General features: G+C 44.7%; 15 protein-coding genes and 2 pseudogenes. 3 read left to right on the top strand and 14 right to left on the bottom strand.

All coding sequences use genetic code 11. The annotated features are described in order from the left end of the window. A pseudogene (locus tag QZ998_RS16795) lies at window positions 1–189 on the top strand (amidoligase family protein); the annotation flags it as partial. On the opposite strand, the pseudogene QZ998_RS16790 reads toward QZ998_RS16795, so the two are convergent. The 6 genes and pseudogenes from QZ998_RS16790 to QZ998_RS16765 all read right to left on the bottom strand — a co-directional run. Beyond that, window positions 178–576: pseudogene (locus QZ998_RS16790) on the bottom strand (amidoligase family protein); the annotation flags it as partial. The pseudogenes QZ998_RS16795 and QZ998_RS16790 overlap by 12 nt on opposite strands. 100 nt (window positions 577–676) lie before the next feature. Then, a complete protein-coding gene (locus QZ998_RS16785; RefSeq protein WP_296562064.1) occupies window positions 677–1363 on the bottom strand; it encodes a virulence protein in 687 nt (228 codons plus the stop codon). After that, entirely contained in the window at window positions 1360–1599 is a 240-nt protein-coding gene (locus QZ998_RS16780; protein WP_296562062.1) for a DUF4314 domain-containing protein, read from the bottom strand. Before QZ998_RS16780 ends, QZ998_RS16785 begins: the two co-directional genes overlap by 4 nt. Continuing rightward, window positions 1596–1799 carry a hypothetical protein gene (locus tag QZ998_RS16775; protein ID WP_296562060.1) on the bottom strand — a complete coding sequence of 68 codons (204 nt, stop codon included), beginning with the start codon at window positions 1797–1799 and terminating at the stop codon, window positions 1596–1598. Before QZ998_RS16775 ends, QZ998_RS16780 begins: the two co-directional genes overlap by 4 nt. Window positions 1800–1890: 91 nt before the next feature. Then, complete coding sequence (locus tag QZ998_RS16770) at window positions 1891–3129, bottom strand: site-specific DNA-methyltransferase (RefSeq protein WP_296562058.1); 1239 nt, start codon at window positions 3127–3129, stop codon at window positions 1891–1893. 92 nt (window positions 3130–3221) lie between these two features. After that, window positions 3222–3764, bottom strand: a complete 543-nt coding sequence (locus QZ998_RS16765) for a P27 family phage terminase small subunit (protein WP_296562056.1) — start codon at window positions 3762–3764, stop codon at window positions 3222–3224. Window positions 3765–3960: 196 nt separating this feature from the next. On the opposite strand from QZ998_RS16765, the gene QZ998_RS16760 reads away from it, so the two are divergent. After that, entirely contained in the window at window positions 3961–4386 is a 426-nt protein-coding gene (locus QZ998_RS16760; protein WP_296562054.1) for a hypothetical protein, read from the top strand. A 175-nt stretch (window positions 4387–4561) separates the two neighbouring features. On the opposite strand, the gene QZ998_RS16755 is transcribed toward QZ998_RS16760, so the two are convergent. Then, a complete protein-coding gene (locus tag QZ998_RS16755; protein ID WP_296562052.1) occupies window positions 4562–4927 on the bottom strand; it encodes an HNH endonuclease signature motif containing protein in 366 nt (121 codons plus the stop codon). 274 nt (window positions 4928–5201) lie between these two features. Between QZ998_RS16755 and QZ998_RS16750 the strand changes: the two genes are divergently transcribed. Continuing rightward, window positions 5202–6131 (top strand): Abi family protein, encoded by a 930-nt coding sequence (locus QZ998_RS16750; protein ID WP_296562050.1) that lies wholly within the window; start codon window positions 5202–5204, stop codon window positions 6129–6131. A 219-nt stretch (window positions 6132–6350) separates the two neighbouring features. Here the strand turns inward: QZ998_RS16750 and QZ998_RS16745 are convergent, their stop codons facing one another. The 7 genes from QZ998_RS16745 to QZ998_RS16715 form a co-directional block, all read right to left on the bottom strand. Continuing rightward, window positions 6351–6755, bottom strand: coding sequence for a hypothetical protein (locus QZ998_RS16745; protein ID WP_296562048.1), 405 nt, complete (start codon window positions 6753–6755; stop codon window positions 6351–6353). A 1-nt stretch (window position 6756) separates the two neighbouring features. Continuing rightward, on the bottom strand, window positions 6757–7023 hold the full coding sequence (locus QZ998_RS16740; RefSeq protein ID WP_296562047.1) for a hypothetical protein: 267 nt from the start codon (window positions 7021–7023) through the stop codon (window positions 6757–6759). Window positions 7024–7068: 45 nt separating this feature from the next. Then, the gene (locus QZ998_RS16735; protein ID WP_296562046.1) at window positions 7069–8430 is read right to left on the bottom strand and encodes a DEAD/DEAH box helicase; all 1362 of its coding nucleotides are present in this window, start codon (window positions 8428–8430) and stop codon (window positions 7069–7071) included. Beyond that, the gene (locus QZ998_RS16730) at window positions 8405–8998 is read right to left on the bottom strand and encodes an HNH endonuclease (protein ID WP_296562044.1); all 594 of its coding nucleotides are present in this window, start codon (window positions 8996–8998) and stop codon (window positions 8405–8407) included. Before QZ998_RS16730 ends, QZ998_RS16735 begins: the two co-directional genes overlap by 26 nt. Further along, window positions 8976–9260 carry a VRR-NUC domain-containing protein gene (locus QZ998_RS16725; protein WP_296562043.1) on the bottom strand — a complete coding sequence of 95 codons (285 nt, stop codon included), beginning with the start codon at window positions 9258–9260 and terminating at the stop codon, window positions 8976–8978. Before QZ998_RS16725 ends, QZ998_RS16730 begins: the two co-directional genes overlap by 23 nt. A 169-nt stretch (window positions 9261–9429) precedes the next feature. After that, window positions 9430–11790, bottom strand: a complete 2361-nt coding sequence (locus QZ998_RS16720; RefSeq protein ID WP_296562041.1) for a virulence-associated E family protein — start codon at window positions 11788–11790, stop codon at window positions 9430–9432. Next, on the bottom strand, window positions 11783–12220 hold the full coding sequence (locus tag QZ998_RS16715; protein ID WP_296562040.1) for a DUF4406 domain-containing protein: 438 nt from the start codon (window positions 12218–12220) through the stop codon (window positions 11783–11785). The genes QZ998_RS16720 and QZ998_RS16715 overlap by 8 nt, the downstream gene beginning before the upstream one ends. Between the last annotated feature and the right edge of the window lie 115 nt (window positions 12221–12335).

The following is a 12335-nucleotide window of genomic DNA, read 5'->3' as shown; positions in this document are numbered from 1 at the left end:
ATCCTTTCCTACCAGGAGGACATTAAGACCCTGCAGGAGTTGGTACGGCTACTCAGACGCGCCGGGGCCTTTACCAACAGCTCCTGCGGCATCCACATCCATCTGGATGGCAAAGACCACTCGCCCCGCAGCATCCGAAACTTCATCAACATCATCGCCAGTAAAAACGACCTTTTTTATAAAGCTTTGGATGCTGCGGGGCGAGTGGTCTTTGCCATCCAGATGGATGTGGATGCCGCAGGAGCTGTTGGTAAAGGCCCCGGCGCGTCTGAGTAGCCGTACCAACTCCTGCAGGGTCTTAATGTCCTCCTGGTAGGAAAGGATCGGGCTGACCAACTCGACGCTGTAGTCTCTGCCAGCGGCGACTCTGTGACCTCGTGATTTGCGTTGGCAGTTGATGCTGCCGTCGCTCATGAACTTCCACACCCGACCATCCGGGGCGTTGACCTTTTTGGTGTCGTAGTAGGTCCCGCCTTCCTCGTAGGTTCCGTTTAGGAAACGGGCAGCCACCTCAGCAGCCTTTTCTCTGGTAATCCCGGTGAACTCAATCTCGATTCCGAAGTTTGCTGTTAACATCGTTTCGTACTCCTTTAAAATGTATTTGTTCCGTTTGCATGTACATATATCACTCTAAACGACATTAATAGCAAGTCAATTCGTAAGAAACACAAAAGAATTACTCCGTGTCTGGCTTTCTACCACTTTTAAAAGCCGCACTGCCTGACAGCTTTGATAGCAGAATCTTGCGGGTGGTTTTATAATCGTCTCCAATAAACCCCAGCCGCAGCAGGAAGCAGCGGAAGGCGTACTTTTCATTGTCAATGGGCTTTGCTATGGCCGCGATGCGCTTTTGCGTTTTGGCCATCTCGCAAATGGCGACAATGAACTGGGTGTAGGCCTGGATGGCTTCGGGTTCATCATCCACTTTAAACCAGGGGAAGGCGATGGTTTCCTCGGACAGCTCAACCGGTAGAGCTTCAACGCCAAGGGCTTTTTTAATCAGCTCACCTTTGCCTTTGATCAGGTTTTCAAGGTTAGTCATGGCTTCATCGGTGAAGCCTTCCTTGGGCATTTCAATAGTGAGGACGTCCTCGTTTTCGATATCAATTTGGGTTTCGATTTGGCTCTCTTCTTTTTCATAAGTGAAGCCTCTTAGCCGCAGGCCTTCCAATAGGTTATCAACCACCGTTGCGGTAGTCGCTTCAGCAACAATCAGGGTTCCTTGCTTATCCACTTCATAGTCGCCAATGGTATAAGCAAAGGATGGTACCCCTTGGTAGACGGGCTGAATCTCAAGGATTTCGCCGATGGCTGCCACCAGGGCTTTTCGATCACAATCAGTAAACTGGTGTTTCTTCGTCATGGTCTTTCACCTTGCTTTTCATTTTCGCAGCTGTTTTCAATCATCACCCAGCGATCCACCCCAGGGATTAACCCGAGGCGACTTCCACAGTCCCATAAAACATGGACAGTGCCGATATCGTCGATACAGTCGACGGTTCCGGTCGCCCCTTCGCCTAAATTCGTGTAGGGGTCATTCATATAAATCAGTCGAACTCGATCGCCTTTTTTGACATGTGCAAAATTTTGAGATTTCATTTTCTGCCACCATTTTTCTTTTTACCTTCGTCAACCAGTTCAAAGCGATTTTCTTCGATCAGTGACCACAGTTCTTCGGGACCGTAGATTAACACTTGGTCATAATTTCCACTTGTCTCCACAAGGACCAGGTCTCTGCCGTTGAGTCCAACAATCTGGTAAGTTTTCTTTCCTGAAACGAGCAATGTACCTTTTTTCATGATCTTATCTCCTTTTAATGTAGTTTTGTTGTGTCCATATATCACTCAAAAGGTGCTAATTAGCAAGTTTTATTAAACAAATTTGATGGGTTTATTCGACTGGTAAAAGCTTGGAATAAGGAATCGTCTTACCATTACGAATAACTGAAATCCCATCATCAGAACCAGTTGTTTCGGCATAGCGTTTGACAATCACATCACAGTATTTGGGATCCAGTTCCGAGGTGTAGCAAACCCGACCCATCTGCTCACAGGCAATCAGGGTGCTGCCGCTGCCGCCAAAGGAGTCCAGAACAATGTCGCCTTCTTTACTGGAGTTGCCGATAAAATAGCCACAGAGTCCCACCGGTTTCATGGTAGGGTGTTCCCCGTTTCGCAGGGGTTTGTCAAACCGCACCAGGGTGGTTTGCTTCCGGTCCCCGTACCAGGCGTGGCTAGCGCCATCCTTCCAGCCGTAAAGAACCGGTTCATGCTGCCATTGGTAATCTTGTCGGCCCATCACCAGGGAGTTCTTCACCCAGACCAGGCATTGCCGTAGGACATAGCCTGCTTCTTTGAAGGCAGTTCTAAAATTGTAACCTTCGCTGTCAGCATGGAAAACATAGATCGGCGCACCTTTTTTCGACTGTTCAAACATCCGCTCAAAGGCGGCGGTTAAAAACTCCAGGAAGGCCGCATCGCCAAGTTTGTCATTTTGAATCTTGAGCTTTTCTTTGGTGCCACCCTGGTAATCGACGTTATAAGGTGGGTCGGTTAAAATGAGATCAGCCAGCTGACCATCCATCAGGTTGTCCATATCTGCTTTGATGGTGGAATCCCCACAGATCAGCCGGTGTTTTCCCAGTAGCCAGACATCACCTGATTCGGTCATTGGCGTAGTAATCTCATCCAAAGCCTGATCAGGATCAAAGTCATCTTCCTGGGCATCAGGTTCGCCAAAGAGTTCATTGATTTCAGCCATATCAAAACCGGTCAGGGAAAGATCAAAGCCGCTATCATCAAGATCCTTTAGCAGATCGGTTAACAGCGGCATATCCCAATCTCCGGAAACCTTATTCAGGGCAACGTTTAATGCTTTTTCTTTTTCATCATCCATATCCACAACCACACAGTCTACTTCTTTTTCACCCAGCTGGGTTAACACCTTAAAGCGCTGATGGCCTCCGACAATGTTGCCGGTGCGTTTATTCCAGATGACTGGTTCGACATAGCCAAACTCATTAATGGAGCGTTTGAGTTTTTCATACTCAGCATCGCCAGGCTTGAGATTCTTTCTTGGGTTATACTTGGCATGTTTAATTTTCTTAATTGGTATTTTTTGTATATCCATTTATGTTTTTCCCTTTCGCAATTTTATCTTTCTCGTTTTCAACCATCGGGTGCCAGATGAATGAGAATGATTTAGAAAACATCATCAATCGACTATTCGCCACGCCGGGCAGTAAGCAACCGTTCCATCACGTCATCGTGGGGGTTGCTACCTTTAAATTCCTGGGCGCAGTTTTCTTTAACCACCTGATAGATTTGATACCAGAGGTTGTTTGACAATTTCATAAAACTTTGTGACATAGCCACAAAGGGTGACGGGATGGCATTGCCAGTGGTGGGGTGCTTAGCCAGAAAGCCAAACTCGGTAATTGATTCTTCACACTGAATCCAGCGAGATACTGCCATGGCATACTGCTCGATGAGTTGAGCAGAGACATGTTGGGCACATCCCCGTTCGGCCAGCCATTGCCAGGTGATTTCATAAACTTCGGCCGCCATCAGTGGCTTGCCATTTTTCTGGGTGGCGCTGAGATATTCTTTTGGCGGGGGCATGTCCTGGCCTTCCAGCTTGGCGGTATCGGAAAACTCCAATACCGTCAGCGGTCGTTTACCTGGGTTACCATCCATCAGCTTATCCACCAATGCCTTTTTCTTTTTTCCGGCTCCAACTCTAGAACCACCATGTCCGTTGGCCATCTAAACTACACCGTCCTTTCTTTGGTTTTCAAACATACATTTTTGTTTCTGCAACTCTTACATTTGATTCTTTTTAAATTAAAATCACATCTTACTCTATACTGCTTTTACCTCAACTTTATTTTCTAAGTTTATTGCTAATCTGTGCATTTCAAACTATAATGAAATGAGAATAAATAGAAAGAGGTATGATTCAATGAAAAAACTTTTATCCGTAATCATGGTCATCAGTATGTTGTTTTGTTTATCTGCTTGTTCTACCACAAATTCTCCTACAGCTTCAAAAGAACCAGCAAACCTTACAGGTGAATGGAAGCAAGTAAACAGCGGTTCAAATAATAGCTGGCAATCAGCCACTATCGAAGGAGACGTTATCACTATCTACTGGGTTTCAAATAACGGTGACACAAAATCTCTGTTTTGGGCAGGAACTTATATCGCTCCTACAACTACTGACGAACCATATACTTGGGATTCAGTAAATGACCGTAGCCAAACAGATAAAGCCTTACTAGCTTCCGGAGACGAAACCAAAACCATAACTTATGAAAACGGACAACTCAGTTATTCAGCGAGTATTATGGGAACAACATCTACTGTTCGACTTGAAAAGCAAAATTAATTTTCGTGATGAAAGCAAGAAATTAACTTCTTGCTTTTTTAATTTGCTCCGACACTGAAACCACTATGACTGTTATCATCTAAACACGCCACTCATTATTTGTTTTTCCTATACGACCTCTTGAAATCGCGACTTTTCGCGCGTGGCCCCCTACCCGTTGCATTTGCAACACGTTTTAGCGATTATTGCACCCCCACCGGCCACCTTCTTGAGCGGTGATGGTAGAGTGGCAGCTGCTGCACAAAGCCATCAGGTTCTTTTCATCGTGGGTACCACCTTTTGACAAGGGTTTGATATGATGAACTTCCTGAGCTGGGGTCATCTTTCCTTTTTTTAAACACATCTCACAAAGGGAATTGTTTCTGATGTAACGATCGCGGATGCGCTTCCATGACAAACCGTAACGCTTCCGGGTCTCGGGATCACGCTGATACTTATTGTAGTGTTGCTCCGATAATTTCTGGTGTTCCTTACAGAACCGGCCATTGGTTAATTCTTTACATCCGGGGTAGCTACAAGGACGCTTGGGTTTTCTAGGCATAATGTTCACCTCGTTTTGGGCATAAGAAAAGCCACCATGAGATTTATCCCGTGGTGGCCTGCGCCTAATTTTTTCATAATACCATTATAACACATTGGGTATTAACATCAACTCTCATTTACTCTCCACTTGCTGTGGTGACCACGATTTTTTAAAGTCGTTCAAAAGCATTGACAAACGCACAAGAAAGCGGTAATATAATGTTAACAAATCCCACGGGCCTCTGTCTTAGACATGCACACTCGGTGGGCTTTTTATTTTTAAGGAGAATTTTATGAGTACTAAACCTTTTTTGTCGATCGATGGGCAAATCGAATTACTAAAAACTCGGGAATTGAAAATTACATCCGAAGAATATGATCAAGCAAGTGAATTTTTCTTGGATAATAATTATTATCGAATTAGCGGTTACTCATTAACTCTTCGGAACAATGATGTTTTCTCAGAAAAGGCTTCATTAGACGCCTTAATGCAAATATATAATGCTGATCGTCGGATGCGACATGTTATGCTATCAATTATCGAAGTGATCGAGATTCGGATCAAATCAATGCTCGCCTATTTTCATTGCGAAAAATATGGCCCGATTGGTTATTTGGATATTAATAACTTTTCTTGTCTCAATGGTGGGAAAATCAATTTAAAAATAGTTAACAACTATCTACACATTACGAGAAAAGGCGATAATCAGAAAAAAGCGATGTCTGAATCTGAATTATTCATAAAACATCACAAAGAAAACAAAAATAATATCTTGCCTTTTTGGGTATACATTGAAGTGCTTACTATTTCAGATGCATCAAAGTTATACACCATGTTGGACAAGGAGTTACAGAAAAAAATCGCTTCACAATTGGGATTCAACTATTCGAAAGGACCTGATATCGTTGAGAATCTGCTACATTGCGTCACCATACTCAGAAACATAAGTGCTCATGCCGGGCGATTATATAACCGATTGTTTATTACAAAACCAAAGCTTTCTACAAGTGAAAAGAAACAACTAAGAATTGATAATGAAACTGTGGTGAATAACAAGTTATTTTCCTATATTTTAGTCCTGAAATCATTGACTCACATCAATGATTTTAAACTGGTTATCGATCATATCAGCGAAATATACAAACAAAATCCACTTGTCGATTTTAAGTATTATGGTTTTCCTGATAATTGGAGAAATGTGCTGGAACAAACTTCAAATTGAAACCAGCAAAATAATTCGCTAGTTGCTAAGATCGTTTGTACTTTTTGAAATTTTTTCTCGCAAAGATAGTATTTAAATTTTACGGGGACAATATTCACCTCGTTTTGGGCATAAGAAAAGCCACCATGAGATTTCTCCCGTGGTGGCCTACGCCTACTTTTTTCACAGTATCATTATACCACATTGGGTATTAACATCAACTCTCATTTACTCTCCACTTTAGTTGACCACGATTTTCTTTAAAGCCCGATCACGCATTCGATAGGTGTGTTGGATACTAAAGCCCATCTTGATGGCAATTTCTTCCCAGGTACAACCACAAAGGAACCGAAGTTCAAGTAACGTCTGAAATTCCTTATTGTCCACAGCTTTAATGCTGGCAACAATCCGCCGCTTGATGTCGATCAACTGATGAATGTCCCGGTCAATTTCAATTTGAAGATCAACGATCTTTGCAACGGTATCCGCCATCGAAGAAATGCTCTGGTTGGGATTGCGGGGCATATCGCTGATGGTAGCGGTGCATTTTGTCGCCAGTTCATTTAAAGTATTAATCTGTTCCAGTTTACTGTCGATGCGAAGATCCAACCGGTAAGCCTGGCTTAAAAAATCCAAAGCGGTCATCTCAGGCATCCTCCATTTCACAAACCTTTTTTAGCAGAACCTCACCATCCAAGGAGGAGAGCATCTCAAACCATCCAGACCGGAAAAAGCGCTCAACTGCATCCCGTTCATTCTCATTTTTGATAACTTTATCTCGCAGCGTATTTTGTTGAGGATCGTTATCAAGCTCTGGTGTGTGGGGATGATGCTTCAAAAATCGAATTGCTTTTCGGTAGTCTTTAACTGCCTCTATAATAATCGCATTTGCTAATCTTTCATAGAATTCCATAGTCGTACCTCCGAAATAGTTTTCCTCGGATTGTCATTGATTGTCTCAGATTTTCAAATCAGCTTTCACCGCATCAATCAGAGATTGCTGTGTCAGGTTCTTTTCTGATAGGGCTTTTAAGATCTGCTCGTCAATGGTTCCTTTTGTGATAAGGTGCATGATGATCACGGTTTTGCTGATTTGTCCCTGACGCCATAGGCGGGCGTTGGTCTGTTGATACAGTTCAAGTGACCAGGTCTGCCCAAACCAGATCAGGGTTGATCCACCAGACTGCAGGTTTAGTCCATGCCCAGCTGAGGCCGGGTGGATCACAGCTACCGGAACTTTTCCGGTGTTCCAATCAGTGATGTCCTGGCTGGATTTGATCTCCCTGACAGTGAAACGCTTTTTGATGCGCTGCAGGTCATGCTTAAACCAGTAGGCGACGAGAACCGGCTTTTCATTGGCGGCTTCAATTAAATCCTCTAAAGCATCCAGCTTCCTGTCGTGGCATTCAATGGTTTCGCCATAGTCAGAATAGATGGCTCCATTGGCCAGCTGGCAGAGCTTGCCAGTAAGGGCGGCTGCATTGGCCGCAGTAATATCACCATCTGTTGTTTGAAGTACCAGATCACGCTTTAATTCCTCATAGCGTTCTTTTTCAGAATCCGAAAGTAGCACCTCCTGCTGATTGATCAGAAGTTCTGGCATCTCTAGATGATCCGTCGATTTCATGGAGATTGTAATATCGGCGATTCTGGAATAGATCGCTTCTTCGGCACTGGGTAAGGGTTTATAGGAAAAAATGACCTGGCCATTACGCTTGTCTGGCTTAAAATAGCTGGAGCGGTACTGGCCGATGAACCTGCCGAGACGTTCGCCTAAGTCAAGCAGTCTAAATTCTGCCCATAAATCCATCAGACCATTTGAACTCGGGGTGCCTGTCAAACCGATGATACGTTTGACCTTGGGTCGGGCTTTTAAAAGCGCGCGGAAGCGTTTTGATTGGTGATTTTTGAATGACGATAATTCATCTATGACAAGCAAATCGAATGTAAACGGAACACCACTTTTTTCAATTAGCCACTGCACATTTTCACGGTTAATGATATAAATGTCCGCTTTTCCACTTAATGCAGCCAGTCTCTCTGGTTCCGTGCCGATTGCCACCGAATACTGCAGTTTCTGCAGATGCTCCCAGCGATGCATTTCATTTGCCCAGACGCTTCCTACTCGTAACGGGCATACTACCAACACACGTTGAACCTCAAAAGAATCAAACATTAACTCATTGATTGCCGTGAGGGAAGTAACGGTCTTTCCAAGTCCGCAATCCAAAAAAATCGCTGCCACCGGATGTTCAATAATAAATTGGGCACTGAATTTTTGATATCTATGCAAGTCATTCTTTTTTAACAAATCTTCCAAGACGATCCCTCTCTTTCTGCAATGCATGTATTTTGGAATGTACTGCTGAAGTAAGAACTTCCAAGTTATCCAAATTATTGTTTTTATGATTGCCATCGATATGATGGACTTCTTCGTATTCATAAAGATTGCGGCCGATTTTCATTTCTGCAAGTCTTCGATATAATTTTTCTCCAGAAACAATTTGATTGTCCGCTCCTGCTTTCTCAAAGTTTATAAAATCAATATAGCACCCGAAATCGCAGAAATTGTGTTCATTCCTTGCAACATCAGAACGTTTTTTAAAAATTGGTTTGCCACACCAATCACATGGGATATACATTTTCTTGGTCTTAAATTCATAACCACATTCGGCAGAACAAAAGAAATGATTATTCCTCTTTTTATGGTGCCCTCTGTATTCAAAAACTTTTTCACAATTATCGCAGGTTTTCAGTCGTTTCAAGCGGAACCTTTCTGCATTCGCTTTTCCAAGACACATTCTGCTGCAATAATTTCTGTTATGAATATTATTCTTCTCCCTAATAAATTCTTTTCCGCACCAATCACATTGAATTTGCAATTTCATCAAGCATCTCTCCAATTTTTTCCACATCGTCCAGAACATAAACTGCAAAGCCCAGACGCTTTAACATCTCATGCCTTACCATTTGCAAAAGCCGCGGTTTTTTTCCAGGGGCTTTCACTTCGACAAATGCCAGTCTCCCACCCGGTAGAAGTACTAATCGGTCAGGCATTCCATCTAAACCCGGAGATACAAACTTCGGGCAGATACCGCCCATCTTTTTTACAGCTGCTACCAGTTTTCGTTCGATTGTTTTTTCTCTCATACATTCCATCCTTCTTTTTTCAGCAACAAGCAACAACTGGCAACACCATTTCCTATAATTTCTACGCGGGCGTATGCGGGCACAAGAAACCTATTCCCTATTGCTTAAAGCCAATAACTAATATAAGGGATATAGTTGTTACAGTTGTTGCTTAGCACCGTCAAACCCTCTATTTATCGGCGTTTTCCAACTGACAACAACTTCTTTCATAAAGGCGCTGCTTGCCGTAGATGGGACGCTTCCTGACTTTTCCGGTTTTTACCCAGCCATCCACCTTTGCCATCAACGCCGCTATCGCATAGGAATCGGATGGTTTCAGATCGGAAAGACTGCGCCCGAAGCATTCGCACCAAATTTCTGCATTGCTGACCGTCTGCCGTTCCACCGTTCCTAGCGGGCTTGTTGGTGCGTTCGTTTCGGCCAGATAATTTCTGCGGGCATACGCATCCATGCTTTCCCAGCTTTCTGGCAGCAGCGTGTCGAGGTATTCCTCCACCATGCCCTGGCGCTCGTCCACTTCCATGGCATCACGCTGGGCTTCTTCAGAAGCACGAAGCATCTCGCCCTCAAGAAACAGTTTCTCGCCGCTTTGATAATAGTGCTTTGCCTCAGACCAGATCTGGTCCCGTTCGACTTCTGAGAAATTCCAGGTCTTGATCTGCTCTTTACGGTTGCACTTCACCACCCAGAAACGGCGATTGCCGGTAATATCACGCAGATAGCCACGCTCTCCGTTGACGGATGCGATAATAATACACTGCCTTGGATGGCTCTCCACGGTTCTACCATAGCTGGGCCGATACTTGTCATCGGTTGTCGAAAGGAAGGCTTTGACTCTTTCAATGTCTGCTTTTTTCATCCCGGCCAGTTCGCCAATTTCGACAATCCAGAAGCCCTGCAGTTTTTCTGCGCCGGATTTATCATTCATATCGGTGAGTGACAGCGTATCCGAATAATATTCTTCGCCCACCAGATCTTTAAAGAAGGTGCTTTTGCCGATCCCCTGGTCGCCATCAAGGACAGGAATGCAGTCAAATTTTGTGCCGGGTTTATAGATTCTCGCCACCGCCCCGGCAAAGGTCTTGCGGGTAACTGCCCGGATATATGGGGTGTCTGCCGCATCAAAATAACGGATCAGCAGATTCTCCAATCGTTTCGTTCCATCCCATTGCGGGAGTTTATCAAGATAGTCACGGATGGGGTGAAAATGGCGATCATCGGCAACCTTCACAAAACTGACATCGTGGTTTCTGCTTGAAAACGAAACATAGCGTACATCAATTAATGCTTTTAGCTGCGCTGTATCTGCATCCCTCCAGAATGGATTGCCGCTTGGTCGATCCCATGGAACAGCTCCGGTAATCTGGATCCTGTTGGCCATTTCATTAAATGCAAAATTTGAAAAATCAGGGTCATTATTGAGAATCAGCACTTCATTCCAGACGCTATTATCCAACACACTGCTTTTGGGCTGGTATTTTAAGCGGGTTGTCCAGTCATCCGTATCGGCAAAATCTTCCTCCAGTAACGCTTCCCGCGCTTTTGAAAGTTCCGATTTCACCGCATCATCGGCTACCGCAAACTCAGCCATTAAACTAAAGGACTTCTTTTCATCGACATCACTGAATTTATGAACACGCACCAGATCAAAGGCATTGAGTTCTTTTTCACTGGCAGGATCAGTGCTGTGATGGGAATAAGCAAACTTATCATCGTACACCACCACCCCGGCGCTGCTGTCAGCCGGGATATAATCATACCGACCCGGCACCGCTGATGCTTCATAGACATCGCCAAGAAATGTCTCAATGGCCTCCTGGATGCTATAAGCCCGGCAGAAGGCTCCCACTACACCGGCTTTTTCAAGCGGATCCTGCTGGCGACGCTGCTTGTGATCGGAGGCCCTGCTTTCCCGTGAAGAGGTTGGCAGTAGTGAGCAGTCACGCCAGTTGGGGTGGATGCTGAGAAATTTGTCCGGATCAAGCCACTCCCCGTCAATACGTTTAAAAATATACTCCCCGTTTGAAGGGGTGGTGGGCCAATACATCAGCTGATGGGGACGATATGAACATTCATCAAAACAGTCCATGTTCCACTCTTCGGCAAAATATCTGGCAATGGCCGTGTATTCATCCGGCGTCACATCCCGGGTCAGGGGAATAATAATCCGGATTCTTGGTGCTTCCGGGGTATGACCATGGGTGGTATAAAGACAGGCGGTATACTTGCATAGCATTTCAAAACGTTCAATAAAGTCTCTATCCGCATGGTCGGCGTCATGAGTCAGCATCGACCGGCAGGCCACCGAATCCCGCTTGCGGCTGCCGTTTTTCAGGCTGCCACCGACAAAACCGCCCTTGTCTTTGGTACGATCGCGTTCAGTTTTCGGGAGTTTCGGATATTCTTCCACCGTTTCCGGGGTGCGAACGGTGTGTTTAAGTCTTTGGCATAAATCATCAAAGTTAATTTTCTTGTTTGACCATTTCTTGGCATAGCAGCTGTTGCCGTATGCGATTGGCAACTCACGCATGCTGCTGTCCTCCCTTCGCTTTCCGCCCAAACCACCTGATTTTCTGGTTGCGTTTTGTAGCCACCGTAATTTCCTGTTCCATCCCCTTTGTGACCTGACTGCCAAACACCCATAATTCATCACACTTGCCCAGCAGCACGTAATTCATAAACATCGCCATTTCCCGTTCAACCGGATTGGCATCATCCATAAACTGCGGAAACAACAGATGCGGTGCCAGAGGAATGCAGTTTCGTTCCAGGGCAAAGCGGCAAAATTGTCGAGCGTTCTTGACATTTTGATCCACATCGCCAGAGTACGGCGAACAAACATAAACCAGCGGTTTGTAGTCGACTTTCTTCTTAGCCTTTTCTGATTTCATCACGTTGGTCAGTGCATCATAGGCAGTCGGATCATAATAGCCCTCGCCGTTTTTCTTACTGATGCTCATCGCAATCACCTCCGAAATTTTCTGCCATCACAAGTGCCATTAAAAACTCAACTGAAAAAATGCCCAACTCATCAGTTTCAAGCCACTGCTTGCCATTCTCATCGACAAAACCTCT

This window comes from uncultured Acetobacterium sp. (assembly GCF_927416815.1).
Taxonomy (GTDB): domain Bacteria; phylum Bacillota; class Clostridia; order Eubacteriales; family Eubacteriaceae; genus Acetobacterium.
This window is presented reverse-complemented; position numbering and strand designations above follow the sequence as displayed.

Excerpts from the sequence above, each read along its gene's own strand:
- QZ998_RS16760 (WP_296562054.1), top strand. The coding sequence starts at position 3,961 with ATGAAAAAACTTTTATCCGTAATCATGGTCATCAGTATGTTGTTTTGT.
- QZ998_RS16785 (WP_296562064.1), bottom strand. The coding sequence starts at position 1,363 with ATGACGAAGAAACACCAGTTTACTGATTGTGATCGAAAAGCCCTGGTG.
- QZ998_RS16720 (WP_296562041.1), bottom strand. The coding sequence starts at position 11,790 with ATGCGTGAGTTGCCAATCGCATACGGCAACAGCTGCTATGCCAAGAAA.
- QZ998_RS16750 (WP_296562050.1), top strand. The coding sequence starts at position 5,202 with ATGAGTACTAAACCTTTTTTGTCGATCGATGGGCAAATCGAATTACTA.
- QZ998_RS16725 (WP_296562043.1), bottom strand. The coding sequence starts at position 9,260 with ATGAGAGAAAAAACAATCGAACGAAAACTGGTAGCAGCTGTAAAAAAG.
- QZ998_RS16715 (WP_296562040.1), bottom strand. The coding sequence starts at position 12,220 with ATGAGCATCAGTAAGAAAAACGGCGAGGGCTATTATGATCCGACTGCC.
- QZ998_RS16765 (WP_296562056.1), bottom strand. The coding sequence starts at position 3,764 with ATGGCCAACGGACATGGTGGTTCTAGAGTTGGAGCCGGAAAAAAGAAA.
- QZ998_RS16780 (WP_296562062.1), bottom strand. The coding sequence starts at position 1,599 with ATGAAATCTCAAAATTTTGCACATGTCAAAAAAGGCGATCGAGTTCGA.
- QZ998_RS16730 (WP_296562044.1), bottom strand. The coding sequence starts at position 8,998 with ATGAAATTGCAAATTCAATGTGATTGGTGCGGAAAAGAATTTATTAGG.
- QZ998_RS16770 (WP_296562058.1), bottom strand. The coding sequence starts at position 3,129 with ATGGATATACAAAAAATACCAATTAAGAAAATTAAACATGCCAAGTAT.
- QZ998_RS16740 (WP_296562047.1), bottom strand. The coding sequence starts at position 7,023 with ATGGAATTCTATGAAAGATTAGCAAATGCGATTATTATAGAGGCAGTT.
- QZ998_RS16755 (WP_296562052.1), bottom strand. The coding sequence starts at position 4,927 with ATGCCTAGAAAACCCAAGCGTCCTTGTAGCTACCCCGGATGTAAAGAA.
- QZ998_RS16775 (WP_296562060.1), bottom strand. The coding sequence starts at position 1,799 with ATGAAAAAAGGTACATTGCTCGTTTCAGGAAAGAAAACTTACCAGATT.
- QZ998_RS16745 (WP_296562048.1), bottom strand. The coding sequence starts at position 6,755 with ATGACCGCTTTGGATTTTTTAAGCCAGGCTTACCGGTTGGATCTTCGC.